Origin of the sequence: Gimesia sp. (assembly GCF_048262075.1) — a bacterium.
Lineage (GTDB): Bacteria > Planctomycetota > Planctomycetia > Planctomycetales > Planctomycetaceae > Gimesia.
Genome location: NZ_JBLXFK010000001.1, coordinates 598,367 through 613,622, shown reverse-complemented (window position 1 = coordinate 613,622; position 15,256 = coordinate 598,367). Strand labels below are relative to the sequence as shown.

Genomic DNA, 15,256 nt, shown 5'->3' with positions numbered 1-15,256 from the left:
GTGTTGTTTAAGTGCCGCTTCTGCTAGATCACGTCCGTAGTTATGACGTACAAATTCAGCGTTCGCTTCTGGTTAGTTTCCTCATGACTGTTTTTGAGACAAAAGTATCAACCCAAGTTCACGTCGTCATGCAGGCCCAGTTCTTTCAGGCCAGATCTTGCTTCGTCGGCCTTTGCCTGTCCCTGTTCGCCTTCAGCGGGAACCTCGAAGGAGACTTTCAGCTTCAACCCCTCACTGGATGCGAAGCGGCTCAGCACTTTCGTATAGAAGTTCATCCACTTCTGAGGTGGCACAGTACCCTCCCATCGGATCACTTTTTGTTTTGACTGAAAATCATCGTTATCAGCTGAACTATCGTCACCACCTTTCTGCGGGATGACAATGCGGACCTCTGCAATAGCCTCAAGACCTTCCGACTCGACTTTTACCGCGAATAGTCCCCCTGAGCTGTCTTCATCCGCTTTGTAAAGCCCGTTACTGTTGATCTCACCACTGGTCGCAGACCATTTCACGTTGCTGATAGAGAAGGACTCTCCGTACTGATCTACGCCTGTGCAAGAAAACGTAGCTTGCTCACCTGGTTTGAGTGTGACTTCTGCAGGGCGGACAGTGATGTGGTCTAATCTGGGAGGTTCACGGAGTTTCTGGGCATCTTCTGCTTTAAGAATAAATACGTCGTCTGCGAATTCAACATCGGACTCGGCGAGACTTTCATCGAAGTGCAGTAGTTTGAATTGGCCACTGTTTTGTTTGACTGCATATCCCAACGTGCCTTGACTGACGCCATCTGCAATCGTCCGTTTGATCGTGTCTGCATCGAGCAGACGTGGAAGTTGCGGTGATGAGAAAAATGCATCGCGAACTCCTTTTGTAGACCATTCCGTCAGAGCAGGCGGCCAGTATTTGAGCAGCTTATTTGCTCCCACACCGGATGTTATTTCATCAGTCCGGCTCAACTCATTAACATATAATTCAACAAGACTGCCAGCCATGCTTGAAGTGATCTGACCGAGGTCAATCTGCTGTAGTTTGTTGTCTTTGCCTAACAGGTAGATATAGCGGTATGTTCTCCAGATGGCTTCTTTGAGATCGGATTTGGCTCGACCAAGATTACGTTTCAGGAGACGTTCCTGTGCCTCGTCAAGTTGATTGCGTGTATCGGTGTCGTCCTCAATCGCTCCCCAGGCCAGTACGTCGCGGGTGGCATCGTGAATCGCATCAGCTGAATCAGGAACAGCGAATAGCAGTGCCGACTTATAGGTACGGCCAGACGTTCCACACTCTCTCACGATAGTTTCGAGTAGTTTTTCGGTGGATCGGTCACTAGCCGAGTGCTCCAGGCTCATCACCGTCAGGGTCAATACCGGTCGATTTGGAACATCATTACTTCGTTCAGGAAAGTATCGTCGATCCAGGGCTTTCGTACCTTTATTGAACAGGTCCTGTGTGTCCTGTTTGATCCGCTCGTTAATCTCTTTAGGCTGAACAGCACCACGGCGTGTTACGAGTATCTTATTCAGGTTTGGATACAGCCCGAATCGATAGTGGTTTTTGTCCCAGTTCAGGTAGTAGCAACTTCCCACCAGGCCTTCCAGCACGTTTTCAATGTCGACCATGTTGAGGTCTGGATTGCCAACCGCTGCCCGGATTTCCGGAAGTGTTGCTACTGCTTTAGATTGGCTCATACCCCCGTTGGACTCAAAGAAGATCGCAGACGCAACCTTGCGGTGCAGATTGACTTTTTTGATCGCTTCAGACGCTTCACGATCCAGGCGGACTGCGTGAGCATCCTTTTTGCCAGCAATGTCCGTAGTGAGAGGCACTTCCAGCTCATTAGAACCGAGTTGCTCGAACATGGCCGAACGGAAAATCGGGTCTTCCAGAGGTGCAGAGCCGAGCGTAATCAGCGGTTCACGTAGTGCCTGACGGTGTTCGTCCTGATACGCATGCGCGACCCACAATGCGAGCAGACGCAAGATGCCGCGAGTTCGTTGAAATCGTGGCAGACTCTGCCATTTTCGTTCAAACACGGAGAGTACCGAGGGATGAAACGGATAACATGTCTTGAATAACTCACGTGCTGTAGTGGGATCAATGCCACTCAATTCCTGTGCGTGATCGACTGCCCAGTCAGCATATGCTGTAGCAACTTTACCCGCCTCTACATCGAAGAGGTCCCACTCGAAGAGTCTGCGGCGAATGATCTCGGCGATCTCCGCATCAGCCGACATCATGATCGCCTTCCCGAGCCGGTCGAGCATTTTCTTGAGAGATTGAAAATCCCGAACATCTTCAGGAGACATTTCCAGGTCTTCGGATGCAGGAATCGATACACAGACTACGACATTATTGTGTGCCCGGGCTTCTTCACACAGACTTTGCAGAAAAACGAAGAACTGATCGCGAAGTTCCAGCTTGCGTGCCCGGCTGATGTAGTTCATCAATTCATCAACAAGAATCAGCGCTGGCTCGTTACCCAGGAGTTTCTGCAGAACGTCACCGCCAGGGGCGATTCCTTTGGCATCATGCTCTGAAACCAGGTCAAATCCCTGCTGTCCGCCCAGTTGCCAGGCAATCTCTCCCCAAGGTGTTTTACGCACCGGTTCACCGTCACCACCACGACCCTGAATCGCATCGAACTCGGTCCCGACGAAGACCGCTACACGCGCCTCTGGAATTTGAGAGATCTGAGCCTTACTGAGAATCCGATCGACGCCCTTCCAGGACTTCGCCTTTTCGCCAGATGTAGCCAGGTGCCAGAGTGTCGTCAGAGAGTGTGTTTTTCCTCCACCGAACTGGGTTGCCATGTTGAATACGGCAGACGTTTCGACCTGGAGGCCTGATAGCCGACGTACAACCTGGGAAGCCAGATCAAGCAGGCTGCTGGTTAAAAACGTTCGCTCAAAGAACCGTGCCGGATCTATGTAATCCGGCGAGACATTGTCCCGCTTCTGTCGAATGTGATCCAGATGGACCGCAAACTCAGAGGCGTCCATCGGCCGGTTCTCCCGCAGATCTTCGCGAGGAGTGATTACTTGATACCAGGGTTTCAATTTTGCCATTATTATTATCCTTGATGCCGCTCAGTCGGCTCAAATTCGTTCAAATTTCCCGAGGTTAGCGTCCAGTAGCCAGAGCTTGAAATATCCGTGAGGAAAGGTTTCACTTTCACCACGACTTCCGGTCACTACTGTGGTGATACCATCCAGTTTTTTTCGATCGTGCAACGACAGACTGCCGACGACTTCACTCGCCAGGTGATTCATCAGCCTTCGTGTTTCATCCCAGTTTCTTCGATAGGCATAGACCATTCGCAGCGGTGATCGTATGCAAAGTACCTTCCACAACGAATAGGCGACACGGTCATCGCGGGGACTGTTTTCCAGCTCGAAAACTGCCACCGGCATTGGCCAGGCGACCTCACCACAGCTTTCACGATCGGGAAACGCCATTGCGTCCAAGGCAAGATACTCAGAGGCAGACTCTGGAAGACGCTTGAGTCGATGGCCACGGGCGGTGGCTTCCCAACCTATCGATTCACTTGTGAGGACGACCGCTTCGGTAGTCAATCGAGTCCAGTCCCCAAGGTTTTCTGCCAACGAGGCTTCCTTGAGAGCCACAGATCGTTCCGGCTCCTGTACCTGTTGCAGGAAGCTGTTCCACCAGTTCTGGATTATGCTCTCCTGCATCAGGCTACCTCGTGTTTTTGCAGTAATTCAGTTTCCTGGGCCACAAAATTACATAGTGCTGAATAGTAATCAGACTTGGGCATTGCTGATAACAGGTCCTCGTAGGTGACCCAGTTCATCGATAAATGGCCGAGTCGCTCATCCAAATCATCTGGATAGGTCCATCCTTTTGTATCTGTTCGAGCAGCTACACTGGATCGGTCAATATCGGTCCGGATTGCATCCAAATTGATGTTGCCATCTTCGTTCACATACTCCCACCACTTATAGGCATACAGACGGCTGGCCGATGATTCACGTGGCGTCTTGAAGATTGCAGGAGTGAGCAGCGTGACATAGACACGCGATGGCCACTGACCATCGCCCTGAAAAGTCAAAGCCGTTTCGATCACTCGCGCGAGCTGATTGCGTTCCCAGTCGTGAGTTGTTTTGACCGCAATGTCGCTCAGCCATTTTGCTTCGACGAAGCAGGCCCAGCCATCATCCTCGCGCGGCTTCGCCTTGTATTTGACGCCTGATTCGGTCTTGCCTCGTTTTGTGATGTCGCCAACCAACAAGTCGATTTGACTGTTGCGTTCACTTTTGCCTGAAACTCCTTTCCGCGGCGGCATAGGTTTCATCTCCAGCCACGCCTTCGTAACCGATTCCTGTTTAGTTCCAGTCAATACTTTCGCCAAGTCGAGCAGCGACATCTTACCACAAACGATGTATCCGTAGACCAGCAGTAACGTCCACACTTCTTCGTCGTTGAGTGCTTTTTGTTTGTCGGTCGATTCGTACTTCTTCAGGCGAGCTAGGACATTCTTAGTATGCTTCGTACGTGGCGCAATCCAGTTCAGAATGTCACTTTCAATCAGTGAAGATAATGTCATAGTTCCAATCCCATTTTATTTGTCATTGGAATCAGACCTCCTCTCGGCTGTCCAGGGAGACGCTGGTAAGACTGCGGAACCTTCATAATCAAGTTCGTCCCTTTCACCCTCTTCAAACCCTGGTCGAAGGGTCATGCTCAATGTGTGACACAACGCAACGTAAGCACATATCAATGCTTCAAAATCGTCCGCACTATCGATCGCGGATTGCTGATCTTGATCAGACTGCGACTGAATGCGAGTCTCCTGCGTGAATATTTCCAGCATTTCACGACGCACAACCATTTCACCGTCTTGATTGTTGGTCCCTTTATACCCGCTCACGAATCTAGCCAACTCGTTGCGATCATATCCTGAGAGTGCAACAGCCCATGCGACACGAGGATGAGTCTCAATGATTTTCGACTGGCAACGACATACCTCAATCCGTGACAACCCAGATTGCCTGGACAAGGCCAGTGCTCGCCAGACGTTGTGGCAGCGATTCGGAGACATGACGTATTCGTGTCTTAGACCCAGGTCCTTGAGAATCTCACGCATCCGCCGATCTGTACGACGAGTGGCATAGTCTGCCACTGCACAATCTCCCGAAGAATTTTGTTCGCTTTGCAGGAGTTTCATTGTGGCCATGGAATAGGAGAAAGGCTGGTCAACCGCCGTTTGATTCGCCTGCCCGATTAATGCAGACATGCGTTGAATTCCGACTGACCCCTTCCAGCTTTCACGTGGAATATGGTATCTCAGTCCATTCTCATTCTGAGTGATAAAGGCGACGCCAGTTCGTCTGGTGTCGCCTGCCAGGTCGATTCCAACAAAAGTTTTACTTTCCGTCATAGTCCTAATCCCTTCTTCCTCGCCAGTACGCCGTCAACCCAGCGTTTTTCATCCGTCTCTTTCGGGTAGAGGGCGGAGAGGGACTGGGCAAGTTTCCAGAAGCGGGCATCGTTGCCAGCCCCGTCATCGACGAGGAACCGACGTAAGGCTTCTCCACGACCGGAAGCGAACAGGATCATTGACTGATGCACGCGATCCAGTACCGTCTCGCCAGCCTGTGGTTTCAGTTCCCCCGCGGCGGTTTCTTCCGCTTCGGCTTCAAGTTCGTCGATTGTTTTGAACAGGTCGAGTTGTTTAGCCTTGGGCTTTTTACGACCACGAGCAGTGCGGGGGGCTGGCTCGTCTTTACCGAAGAGATGGCGAGTGCGTTCTCTGACGGAGAGCAAGCGTGCTTTGTCCCCAGAGACTTCCACGATTGAGTCACTCTGTTCCAGATGAATTCCTAAGCCCTGAGCGATTTTGCGGGCGGCATCGTATTCCAGTGTGTATCCCGTGCTGGTGACGACTTTCTCATCTGTATCGTTCTTCTTTGGGGAACCATTGCCGTTGGTGTCCATGCCTCCCAAAGTCCAGAGCCACATGGCGGTCAGACGAGCATCCGGTTCCAGGCCGACTGCGTCGGCGTCCTTGAAGATCATCGACAACGCTTCGGTCGAAACGGTCGCCCAGACCTGTTCCAGGTATTCCCGTAGCGGCACTGCCTCGCCGCTCGCCTTTTCGACCCGACTGTACCGGCTGAAGATTTCGAGAGCCGGCCCCAGACAGGCAAAGATCGAATCCGCTCCCACAACCCCTTCGGCCGCCAGTCGCGGCATCCATTCGTGAATACGTTTGGGAAGTTCGGAAAGGACGTCACGCCATTCTCCGGTTTTGTCGTCAGTGGCAACCGCGTCGTTTATTCTTGGGCGGCAAACAATATGAACGGACGAGGCGAGGGATGCGGTGCCAATCGCATTCATCCGTCCCCCACGCTCAGTGTCGACTGGCCAGGAGCCAGTCACTTTCCAACCCGAATCTATTAGCGCAGAGAGCATCGCTTCCCAACCGGATGTGGATTTGTGAGCAAAGACAACGACACCTATCCCATTTGATGCAAGAACACGCCGCCCTTCTCGCATCGCCATCTGCATACCGTTTTCAAAATATGAAGCCGTCTTGTGAGAGTACGGTCCCCGAAATCTTTTCGAGAGGTGGACCACTTCATCAGTTTTGTCCACAAGGCTTTCGCGAAGCAGTGAAGGATAGTGGTCGGCAAGAGTACGCCGCAGCCACACATAGAAGAAATCCGACAGGTCACCATATGCGATGGCATCGTAGTAAGGCGGATCAGTCACGAATGCAGCAGCGGCACCATCTGGAAGGATGTGATTCGTCGCAGATGCGCGCTCGGCGTGACCACCGATAATGTTGGCAGTTTCGGCTTCGATCGTCGCGACGTAAGTGTCTACAGAGCCAGCCCAGTTTGCTCCCACATCATTAAATGGGTTTGTTTCAAGAAAGTCCCACATCATAGGAAGAGCTTGTCGACTAAAAGTGTTCACAACGCCGCGTCCACCAGTGGAGTTCAAACGGCATAAACTGGAACTGAAGTCGGCAAGTCTATTCAAAGATTGAGCAAGGCACGTCCGAGTTGCAAGTCGTAACCCATCGTCGCCAACCATCATATTACACGCCTCGTCGATATACTTGATGAAAGTTGTCAGTGCCAAAGCCTGTCGCGGAGTAAAGATGTCCCCCCACGATTCAAATCCATACAGAACTGAAGAACTAAGTGCACCTGCTCCCGTCTCATTGGGGTAGGGTTCATCTGGAACCAACGTCAAGTTGCGGTCATTTGCTTGTGTTCGGCTATTCAGTTCCATTCCTGCTTTCTCAGCAGCCACTTCGTCCACTGATGTCGGAAGTCGATACACTCGACGTCGAGTTTGTGGATCGTCTTGTCTGATGGCAATCAATCGAGCATCTCTAGAACCTCCTCTGCGCGGTTTGAGTTGGGATTTCACTGCATCCGCAGGAGTCGTGTAGCCACAAGTTGGACAAGTGGCGGCTCCTCTTCCACTGGTTGGATTCGCTACATCTTTCGCGGTGGCACGATCAATGATCTCGAAGTGCAAGACCTTTGATTTCTTGTCAACTACGATTCGTAGTGCACTGGACTCGGCTCCCTTCTTTGCGAGCCACAACGACCTCAGAAGTGGTACTTCCGCACCACACCCGGGGCCTTCACATTGAATCGTCCTTGCCCAGAGGTAAGCGATTGGCGTCGCGCCGTCTTGGTCTTTGGGATAGAACCCAGCCAGTTCCTGCTCGGTTTGTTCTTTGACCCACTCGCCCCACTTGCGGACTTCATCTGCCAGTCGCTGCCCATATTTGGGAATATATTCCAACACGACTTTATTCAATAACACTGCGACTGGATTTAGATCGCTGGCGAACGCATCGCCCCCAACCCGCAAGGCTTCCAGTGGAATCGAACCGCCCCCGGCAAATGGGTCGACCACCAGCGGTCGCGTTCCCGGTACGCCTCCCAGAGTTTCATGAGCGGCCTGCGTGAGTGCCCGGCTCGTCTCCAGATAGGCTGGGACCGTGCTGTTGTCCCAGTTGGCAAAGTCAGCAATGAAATCGAGCAAAGCCCCCCGCAACACCTGCTGATGAGCGGCATCGTGGGGATCGAGAGGGTGTCCCTCGCGTTCAGCCTGCAACAACCCTTCCCAGCGTCCCCGACTTTCCTTAGATGCGGTTGATTGCAGTTGATGTCCCTCCTCGTTGATTCTGGCCGGGAACATCCGCTTAGCAAATGAAATGAGCAGTTCGGAAGCCGCTTCCCGAAACGCAGAGGGACAAAGTTCATCAGCCGGATCGGGCCACAGCGACGCACAGATGACCGCACGACAAGCCGCCAATGGTCGCCGCGCCCACCAGATATGTAAAGTCGAAATATGCCCATGACGAATCGACTTTTCCCGCCGCGCATGAGCCGAGATGCGGGCGATAGGGAGATCAACTTCAATAAGGCGTTTAAGGTAGTTCAATTTAGTTTCAGTTCTGTATTAGTTGACAAGTTGTTGTGTTGGCATCACCTGTGAAGTGAACCTGCACTTTAACGTCGAGGAGTGGGAATCTGTCTGAAAGAACCTGATAATGGAGTGTGTAATCTCTCGGAACGGTTATGATGGGAGTCCGTGTAACATCGGCAGCGCTATGCAGGAACACTTTGGACTGTGGATCAATGGATAATGCCAAAGCATCAAACGATTCCCGATCCCTTGGCCGAATAGTCCGAGAGTAGCCGGACTGTCCTGACCATTTGAGATCATTTAGATCGGGACTATCTATGATATTGCCTTCTGTGTCTTCAATACTCCGAAGCCTCACAATCGCATTGAACGCGGCTGTGTCATTGCGCCGATTTTCAATATGAACAAAGTAGACACGTTGCTCCATGGACCCAGTATGATCGTGGTATGTAACAAATGATTCCGTCCAGTCGTCCTTGAATGCAACTAGTTGCCGAGAATAGTTTGGACTCCAGTTGTGCTTCTTTACTTGATCCTCCACTTTGGAAAGTACTTCATTATACTCTGAAAAGGTTGAGGCGTTCGCCATTTGAAACTGTGCTATTCCGCGTAGTTCTACATCTTCGTGTTTTAAAAAAACGGCCTCTGGGAACTCCAATAAATAAGCTAATGCAAGTTCCTGGTGCGAAAATAAGGAACCTCTTCGTTGAAGTCCAGTACTGGATTGAAGATCGTCAGGGTGAATTCTTTCACGTGGAAAATCTATAAATAGATAGTAATCAGATCTTCTCAAGTGACGGATTGTTCCTGAGTTAATGTCGCTTAGACTTTGGGTCTCAAGGGCAACAAACACATCGTAGCCCTCATTCTCAAGCCATTCCTTTACTTCGGCAGCAGTTTGTCGCTCTTCTTCGGTCGCTTGTCCACAGCTTACAAAAACTAGGGCTGCCATAAAAAACTCCCCGTTAATTTAATACGGTATTACGATGTGTGATGTCGAATTTTACCCATGTCGATTCGTATATTCTAACCATTCATGAATTGAAATACGGGAATGGGAAAATCGACTTCGATCAGCTATTTAGGATACTTCATTAGATGCTAACTTTACTTGCATTGAGTTAATGTCTGAAGTGTGTTTGATTTTGATTTCAAACTCGTATATTGGAAACAATTCGGCAACGATCTGATATTTAAGTCGATAGTTGCCAGGTAAGATAATGATTGGAAGTTGAGGTGGTATGTCTCTTTGACTATGCAAATAGAGATAGCTATTTTTATCTCGATCGATTCCAAACAAGGAAAGCGATTCCGTATCACCTGGAAAGATTAAACACTCATAACCTGATTGGCCACCCCAAGCTAACGGGCTTTGGTCATGGAGTCTTTGTTCCTCTCCGTCACGCCATATTTTTGCCAGCCGCCCGATGCAGTGCCGGGCAGCTGCGTCGGTTCGATTGTTACGAATCTTCACATAGAAGTTCCAATCGTATCTATCATTGCCGAGCGAATCATAAATTAGCGGAATCGATGAACGAACGATTTCAGTTGTTCTTAAATGACGAGTAAACGATGGAGACCATTCATGTTTATCGATAAGTTCTTGAACAATCTTCGGAATCTCCTGGTAGTCTGAGAACTCCGCAGCATTAGCCATCTGATATTGGGCGATTCCTTTCAGTTCCACATCGTGATGTTTAAGGAAAATCGATTCAGGAAATCCTAAAACGTACGCAATCGCAAGTTCTTGGTGACTGTAGACCGAGCCGCGTTTGTTATTCTTTTGCGAGGAAGCACCTCCAAATGGAACAATTTCTTCTCTAGGAAAATCAATAAATAAAAAATAGTCGGCCATGCGAAGATGATTGATGGTTCCCGTATTGATGTCATTAAGACTTTGAGTCTCTAAAGCGACAAATACTTCGAACCCTCTGTCTTCAAGTAGCTTTTTGACACAGTTTGCTGTGGTTCTCTCTTCTGCGGTGGCCTGCCCGCAACTGACAAAAACTCTTGCTCTCATGTTGACCTTCGTTTGCCAAATATATTTAGTTTTGGTTGCCGCAATCATTTTTTATAGATTCTGGGCCAATGCGGTAATGCTCCACGGCCATCACAGGTTGCCAACCTAGCCTGGCAGGGTTTCGCACGATGTGCAGTTCTGGCGTTCCAGCACAGTTGAAAACGGCATACAACCAATAATCGTCCTTCATCCGTTCCGAGGTTCGGTATTCATTCTCGCTGAGTGCCACTATCCCTACTCCTGCACGTCCTTTAACTTCGATGAAGCGGACCTCAATAAACATTTGCGGGTCTTCCGGGTGCGGACGTCGAGAAATCAGATCGAATCCCCGATTCTCGTCTTCTACGCTTTCGACAACCCATCCTCGCTGCTCTTCATGCCGTGTGGCGAATTCTATCGCGATGCGTTCAATTTCGTCGTCACGCACCATTGGAGCCAGGTCAGGGGTGCCGCGATCCGGGTGAGGAGTGACCCAGGCCCGACCGAGATGTTTAATGTCAGAAATCGAGCTGTGACGTTCGAGTTCCAGTTCCTGGCGGCGGGTTTCGAGCCGATTATTGAGTGTATCCAGATGCTGTTCAGCCTGAGCGATCAAGCCGTCGAGGCCAGTTACAGTTTGCCCCTCAACCTGTCGATTGAGGTACTCAGCGAGTTGAAACTGACCACGATCGATCAGGGCATTCAGGCTGATTTCGACATGGCGTTCGATTCGCTGGACTTCATCCTGACGGTCAGCGGCGACCTCTTCACCCCACGGCTCTAAAGTATGCTCATACAGAAACTGCTCGACCACCTGCCGATCGGGTAATGTGATGGCATCATTCGGCCCAGATGCACCGGCCGGAGCGGGGGCAACATCGAGCAGGATTGTTGGTTCATGAAGCTTCATTTCGCCGCTGAGGGCGGTCTCCACTGCAAAGAGACGGCGGTGGAGTGTTCTCCCTCGACCGTCTTTGACGGAAGCTGCAAAGACGTCGAGTAAGGCTGGATCGTTCCGGTGCAGATCATAGAACACGGCACCTTGATTTAGATGATCTTCCGTACGCTGGAGAATATCATAGCGAACAACTTCGAACAGCGGATGTCCGGGAGTGACCCAATCCAACGTCGGATCATCACGCAGCCGCTCTTTATCAAATACGATCTGTTTGTATTCACGACCAAGCCGACCAAAACGGTCTTCCTGGGAATCGCCGATCGGAAGGAGGTTGCGAGGAGTTTTGCCGACGCGGTAGATGTGGCTGTCTTTACTTGTTTGTTTCGCTCGCAGGCCGCATTCGGGAGCTGCGTCGACAAAGAACTGTTCGATCACTTCGGGAACCAGGCGACGCTCTTTGGCTTCTACACTCTTGCCGACCATCGCTGAGAGATTGAGTTCCTTCTTGGCCAGCCCCTCGAGCGTGGATTCAGTGATCACACGGAATTTCTCCGGGCTGACATCACGGACGATACGATCTTCGATCTTGTGGATGTCTGTCTGGCGGGCGTACATATCCCGGAGCATGCGTTCGAGCTGGTTTGCCGGAAAGATTTCACCAACAACATCAAAGACCTGATCAGAACCGAGGTCATCACGAATTTCAGCCAGTCGATCGAGTAGTTTACGAAGTACTCGTCCTTCACGTGTGTTCTGAGCGACAAAGTTGAAGATCAGGCAGTCCTTTTCCTGGCCGTAGCGGTGGATGCGGCCCACACGCTGTTCGAGTCGCACTGGATTCCAGGGGATATCGAAGTTGATCATCAGCCAGCAGAATTGGAGGTTGATCCCCTCGCCAGCTGCCTCGGTCGCCACTAAAATCTGGCAGCTCTCCTTAAACTCACGTTCTGCGTAGATACGAGTACCCGGTGTATCTCGATCCCCAATTTTCATCCCACCGTGAATCTGTGTGACCGTCAGTCCCCATTCGACGAGCTTTCCGAGGGGGCGCCCGTCTCTGCCGTCACCCGCCAGGAAATCCAGAGTGTCCTTGTGTTCTGTAAAGATCAGCAGTTTCATCTGCGGATCATCAAAGATACCCTCCTGATTGAGGACAGCCCTCAGCTTTGTCAGCTTGGTCTGGTCCTCGCGATCCTCAAGCTGAAGGGCCTGCGTCACGAGGTTAGAGAGGCTGGTAATTTCTTCCCGGAGGACAACAGGATTGACGGAGAGCACCTCACTTTCCAGTTGCTCGACGATTTGCTGCTGTGCTTCGGCATCAAGATCTTCAAAGTCATCCGGCATACGACGCTGGATCTGTTCCTGCCGGTATGCTTCTGGATCTGCCAGAATCTTCTCACGGCGGTCTTTCATGCGTTCGAGGCTGCGACGGACTGCATAAATAGAAGACGCCATACGCCGCTGGAGCATTGCCATCGTGAAACCTACGGCACGACCACGGGCCGACAGATCCTGGGCAGCAGCAAACGACTGGTCTTCCACAAAACGTGTCAGATCGTCGTAAAACTCAAGTTCGTCACCATTAAGTTCAAAAGCCGCACTACGGACTTCTCGCTTTGTGAATAGCTTATGAACATCGCCTGTTTCCGGATCGGGAAATGTAACCAGGGCTTCTTTTGTTCGACGCAAGTAGAAGGGGGCTTCCTGCTCGCGCATTGCCTGTTCGAGGCTTTGAATGTCACCGTAAACATCAGCATCGAGCAAAGCCAGGAAACGCCGAAAGTGATCTGGATCACCTTTATGCGGCGTGGCAGTCATCAGCAGGTAGTGATCCGTCATATTTGAGAGCGATTCACCGAGACGGTAGGCATACGTCTTATGGTCTTCGCTGCGGGCACTCATTTTGTGTGCTTCGTCAACTATAATCAAATCCCACCGGGACCGCAGGAGGCTCTCACGAGCATCTTCAACGATGGATGCCCAGGAAACTGAGGTTACCGCTTGATCGTGATCCTGCCAGGGATTCTGCCCGTAGTTTTCCCGGAGGACAGTGCCGCGAATCACCTTGAAACTTTCTCGAAACTTATCAGCCATTTCACGCTGCCACTGGAACGTCAAATTAGCTGGGCAAACGATGAGCACGCGCCGAACCAGTCCACGGGCTTTCAGTTCTTTGAGCAGTAAACCGGCCATAATCGTCTTCCCGGCACCCGGATCATCGGCCAACAGGAAGCGAATACGAGGCAGTCGCAGAAAATAACTGTAAACCGCTTCAAGCTGATGGGGCAGGGGATCAACTCGCGCAATGGAAAGTGAGAAGAACGGGTCATATTCATATGCCAATCCTAGCCGGTGAGCCTCGATACCTAAGCGGAACATGCGGGCATCACCATCAAACGGCTCGCGTTCAGCAGACACCTTCAACTGGCTTAACTGAGCAGCCGTCAATACCGGATCATGCGTCATCCCGCTGTTGCGGCCACGTCCGATGACTTTCATGGATGATCCCATCTGTACGGTGGCGAGCACTTCGATCGGCTCAGGCAGCGTCGGCCCGGTTACGATGCTGCCGATTCGGATTTGATTTGTGGCTGTCATATGGTGTCGCGCCCGTGGGTAATCATCCTGCTTGATGTTTCTTGTTCGTAGCTGATTCAGCTGTCTCCCTCAGGAAGTGAGCCAGATCGGACCGTTTGAATAGCCTGTAGCCGTTAGCTGGATTACGGTGGACAGGGATTTTTCCATCCGCTGCCCATGTCCGCAGTGTGTTTTGCGATACGCCCAGGATATGCGCTGCTTTCGCGACCTGAACATAATCACTTAGTTTTTCCATAGGGTATGCTCCTGTGAAATAAGCTTGAAACCGCCCGGGATCAAACGTTTAGCAGCTTACCAAAGTCTTCAGTCGAGAACAATCTACTGGGAACAAATCATTTAGAAGCATTGATGAGCCCTCAGACTGGGGATGTAAGGTTGTGTTCAACAGGGGGGAACTGATTATCCCCGAAAGTGTGTTACCGGGACGGATATCGTTACGCGGCTTTCTGCCTCGATCCGACTCTTCTACCTTTAAACGCTAAATTATTACGGTTTCCGCGTCAGAATACATGAAGGCGCTGCCTTTAACTATCAGTAATCGGTACTGACAAATTCAACCGCCCTGGAACAGTCTCTCTGCAGCCTGTTTCAGGGCGTTTAAATTTCCAGACCGTTAACTCAAATATTCCATATCCCCGGTTCCAAGAAAGGAACGATATGCTACACAGACAAGAAATCCTGCTAATCAGAGCTACGCTGCAGTTTTGGTACGAAGAAATGGATCTCGAAGATGCAGATCTGTTTGCGATCTATTCTGGTGCCCCCCTGATAAAACCAACATGGGGCAGGGAGGACATCCAGCGGCTACGTCAGCAGCTACTGGCAGCACGACTACGGTATGCTGTGTGCCAGAATGATGCAGCCTGCGTAAAGAATCCCTGCCTGTTTAGCACTCCAGATGCAGCCAACCAGGCAAAAACTGACGACTCAGACCAACTGGGAGTCGTCCTGGTTAATACTCCGGCAATCTGAGTTCCCTCAAACCCCCTCCATAAGCTCTGCCAGGCTGATATCGAGCGTCTCAGCGATCCGCTCAATATTTCGCAGAGACAGATTCCTCTCTCCCCGTTCAATCCCGCCGACGTAGGTCCGGTCCAGCTCACACGCGTAGGCAAAATTCTCCTGCGAGTAACCTTGCCCTTTGCGCAATTCCCGGACCCGCTGTCCAAATCTCACCAGAATATCTTTTCGTTTTGCCATGCAAGTATTTAATACTTGACAGTGACGATAAAGCCACGGACTATAAGTATCATGCGCTGTCTGTAAATCTGTCCTGCCGGTGCCTGTTTAAACCTTAGGGAACAGGCAATCAGCTGTGTCGATTTCTTTAAATAATACCGACTGGGGGA

Annotated in this window: 11 protein-coding genes; 1 reads left to right on the top strand and 10 read right to left on the bottom strand. The window is 50.9% G+C overall.

The features are described from left to right. Window positions 1-107: 107 nt before the first annotated feature. The 9 genes from ACN0YH_RS02185 to ACN0YH_RS02145 form a co-directional block, all read right to left on the bottom strand. A complete protein-coding gene (locus ACN0YH_RS02185; protein WP_417377910.1) occupies window positions 108-3,062 on the bottom strand; it encodes an ATP-binding protein in 2,955 nt (984 codons plus the stop codon). A gap of 30 nt (window positions 3,063-3,092) precedes the next feature. Next, entirely contained in the window at window positions 3,093-3,689 is a 597-nt protein-coding gene (locus ACN0YH_RS02180; protein ID WP_339683107.1) for a hypothetical protein, read from the bottom strand. Then, window positions 3,689-4,561, bottom strand: a complete 873-nt coding sequence (locus ACN0YH_RS02175; protein WP_417377909.1) for a hypothetical protein — start codon at window positions 4,559-4,561, stop codon at window positions 3,689-3,691. Before ACN0YH_RS02175 ends, ACN0YH_RS02180 begins: the two co-directional genes overlap by 1 nt. 15 nt (window positions 4,562-4,576) lie before the next feature. Then, on the bottom strand, window positions 4,577-5,395 hold the full coding sequence (locus ACN0YH_RS02170; RefSeq protein WP_417377908.1) for a DUF429 domain-containing protein: 819 nt from the start codon (window positions 5,393-5,395) through the stop codon (window positions 4,577-4,579). After that, a complete protein-coding gene (locus ACN0YH_RS02165) occupies window positions 5,392-8,427 on the bottom strand; it encodes a DUF1156 domain-containing protein (protein ID WP_417377907.1) in 3,036 nt (1,011 codons plus the stop codon). Before ACN0YH_RS02165 ends, ACN0YH_RS02170 begins: the two co-directional genes overlap by 4 nt. Before the next feature lie 7 nt (window positions 8,428-8,434). Next, entirely contained in the window at window positions 8,435-9,364 is a 930-nt protein-coding gene (locus ACN0YH_RS02160; protein ID WP_417377906.1) for a hypothetical protein, read from the bottom strand. A gap of 129 nt (window positions 9,365-9,493) precedes the next feature. Continuing rightward, window positions 9,494-10,480 (bottom strand): hypothetical protein, encoded by a 987-nt coding sequence (locus ACN0YH_RS02155; RefSeq protein WP_417377905.1) that lies wholly within the window; start codon window positions 10,478-10,480, stop codon window positions 9,494-9,496. Further along, window positions 10,458-13,907 carry a helicase-related protein gene (locus tag ACN0YH_RS02150; RefSeq protein WP_417377904.1) on the bottom strand — a complete coding sequence of 1,150 codons (3,450 nt, stop codon included), beginning with the start codon at window positions 13,905-13,907 and terminating at the stop codon, window positions 10,458-10,460. The genes ACN0YH_RS02155 and ACN0YH_RS02150 overlap by 23 nt, the downstream gene beginning before the upstream one ends. A gap of 22 nt (window positions 13,908-13,929) precedes the next feature. Continuing rightward, entirely contained in the window at window positions 13,930-14,142 is a 213-nt protein-coding gene (locus tag ACN0YH_RS02145) for a MerR family transcriptional regulator (protein WP_417377903.1), read from the bottom strand. Between the two features lie 422 nt (window positions 14,143-14,564). Between ACN0YH_RS02145 and ACN0YH_RS02140 the strand changes: the two genes are divergently transcribed. Then, window positions 14,565-14,879 (top strand): hypothetical protein, encoded by a 315-nt coding sequence (locus ACN0YH_RS02140; protein WP_417377902.1) that lies wholly within the window; start codon window positions 14,565-14,567, stop codon window positions 14,877-14,879. A 6-nt stretch (window positions 14,880-14,885) separates the two neighbouring features. Here the strand turns inward: ACN0YH_RS02140 and ACN0YH_RS02135 are convergent, their stop codons facing one another. After that, window positions 14,886-15,107 carry a helix-turn-helix domain-containing protein gene (locus tag ACN0YH_RS02135; protein WP_417377901.1) on the bottom strand — a complete coding sequence of 74 codons (222 nt, stop codon included), beginning with the start codon at window positions 15,105-15,107 and terminating at the stop codon, window positions 14,886-14,888. Between the last annotated feature and the right edge of the window lie 149 nt (window positions 15,108-15,256).

What these genes read in the sequence shown, in the direction of transcription:
- ACN0YH_RS02185 (WP_417377910.1), bottom strand. Translation starts at nt 3,062, where the DNA reads ATGGCAAAATTGAAACCCTGGTATCAAGTAATCACTCCTCGCGAAGAT.
- ACN0YH_RS02180 (WP_339683107.1), bottom strand. Translation starts at nt 3,689, where the DNA reads ATGCAGGAGAGCATAATCCAGAACTGGTGGAACAGCTTCCTGCAACAG.
- ACN0YH_RS02175 (WP_417377909.1), bottom strand. Translation starts at nt 4,561, where the DNA reads ATGACATTATCTTCACTGATTGAAAGTGACATTCTGAACTGGATTGCG.
- ACN0YH_RS02170 (WP_417377908.1), bottom strand. Translation starts at nt 5,395, where the DNA reads ATGACGGAAAGTAAAACTTTTGTTGGAATCGACCTGGCAGGCGACACC.
- ACN0YH_RS02160 (WP_417377906.1), bottom strand. Translation starts at nt 9,364, where the DNA reads ATGGCAGCCCTAGTTTTTGTAAGCTGTGGACAAGCGACCGAAGAAGAG.
- ACN0YH_RS02155 (WP_417377905.1), bottom strand. Translation starts at nt 10,480, where the DNA reads ATGATTGCGGCAACCAAAACTAAATATATTTGGCAAACGAAGGTCAAC.
- ACN0YH_RS02150 (WP_417377904.1), bottom strand. Translation starts at nt 13,907, where the DNA reads ATGACAGCCACAAATCAAATCCGAATCGGCAGCATCGTAACCGGGCCG.
- ACN0YH_RS02145 (WP_417377903.1), bottom strand. Translation starts at nt 14,142, where the DNA reads ATGGAAAAACTAAGTGATTATGTTCAGGTCGCGAAAGCAGCGCATATC.
- ACN0YH_RS02140 (WP_417377902.1), top strand. Translation starts at nt 14,565, where the DNA reads ATGCTACACAGACAAGAAATCCTGCTAATCAGAGCTACGCTGCAGTTT.
- ACN0YH_RS02135 (WP_417377901.1), bottom strand. Translation starts at nt 15,107, where the DNA reads ATGGCAAAACGAAAAGATATTCTGGTGAGATTTGGACAGCGGGTCCGG.